Source organism: Arthrobacter sp. H14, assembly GCF_000520495.1.
Taxonomy (GTDB): domain Bacteria; phylum Actinomycetota; class Actinomycetes; order Actinomycetales; family Micrococcaceae; genus Arthrobacter_C.
This window is the reverse complement of sequence record NZ_AZRX01000524.1, coordinates 1-1,418: the sequence shown is the minus strand read 5'-3', so window position 1 is coordinate 1,418 and position 1,418 is coordinate 1. Positions and strand designations below refer to the sequence as shown.

Genomic DNA, 1,418 nt, shown 5'->3' with positions numbered 1-1,418 from the left:
TCAGCAGCGGAACAGGGGCCAGCCGGCAGCGGCAAGCCTACCAACGCAACGGCCGACTGGTTGACGTCGTCACCGACGCCATCGGCTTTACGCACCAAGAACCCGCCGATTACTATCCTTCGGGGAATGGTTCCTCAAGTGGGACGCAGAAACCGCCCACGGTGGTCCCATATTCATAACAAGCGACACATTTTCGAGCGAGTTGGGGTGTCTCGGCCAGGCGTCTTGATACCCACGCGTTGAGAGACGTCGTGGGGCGGTCACTAATTTGGTTCCGGCCAAGTGCCCCATCACCGCCCAAAACTACTCGAACCTCGGCAAGTTTCAGTACGGCTTTGATGCGCGGGGCTAAAATCATCTTCAAGACCAGTTTGCGACCGGCATATCTGCTCCGTTAGCAAAGCCAGGCGCCTGAGCGAAGGATTCTTGAGTCAAGTGACAACTGACGATCCATCAGGAGACCAGCTACAAGATCAAGATCCTATACGACCCGAAAAGCAGCTTCCAGAAGCCATACTAGGGCGTAAGGCATCCGCTCGTAGTTCGGGCGCTTGAGGAGGCTTCGGTTTCAGAGCGTGTCGAGGATCCATACCGCATCAAGAAAATGAGGTTCGGCAAAGGTAAAGACCGTAGCCAAATCGTCTTTAATGAGCACATCACCCTCGGCGGCATCCCGACAGAAGCCTACGAATACATGCTTGGTTCCCGATCCGCCATCGAGTGGGTCATGGAGCGCTATCAAGTCAAAACTGATAAGGCGTCAGGCATTATCAATGATCCGAACGATTGGTGCGACGAGGTAGGTGATGCTCGGTACATTGTCGATCTGGTCAAGCGCATCGTCACGGTCAGCATCGAAACGCTGAAAATCGTCAACTCCCTCCCGCCCTTGATGCCGGCTGAGTTTGCGGCAACCGTCAAGGCTGAGATTCGTAAACGCCGATAACGGGTGATTTCGTAAACTGATGCCGTTCCACCACTGTGGGCACCGCGGGATGGGGCCGACAGAGCCCCGTTTTAGTACGGGTCCTTGATGGCTTTTCCGGGAAGACCCGGCGGCCGCGGTGAACCGGGGATTGGGTCCTTTCTCCGGCGCCCAGGGACCGATTGCGTTGACCCTGGAGGGCGGGTTTGCCCCCCATCGCTTGCTTTATCGCTTGCCTTGGAGGAACACGAACGTGTTGACTATAGGTCTGCTGCGCTGACCGGCAGGTTTAGATGGCGGCCCTGGTTCTTTGCCTATCCGCTTCACGAGTACGGCAACTGCCGAAAGCAGGGTTTGAATGAGCACCCCGATTACACTGGCGGCCCTTACCGGGGGCCGGGACAAAGAACCGAAGGTCGCTATGCGGCCCATCAATGCCGCCGACGTTCCCACCCTGGCGGAACTGTACTTCAACGCCTACGTCCCGGCTGCC

At 57.2% G+C, this 1,418-nt stretch carries 1 pseudogene; it reads left to right on the top strand.

What is annotated here, in order from left to right:
- Positions 1–562: 562 nt before the first annotated feature.
- Positions 563–946: pseudogene (locus Y707_RS22820) on the top strand (type ISP restriction/modification enzyme); the annotation flags it as partial.
- Positions 947–1,418 lie beyond the last annotated feature (472 nt).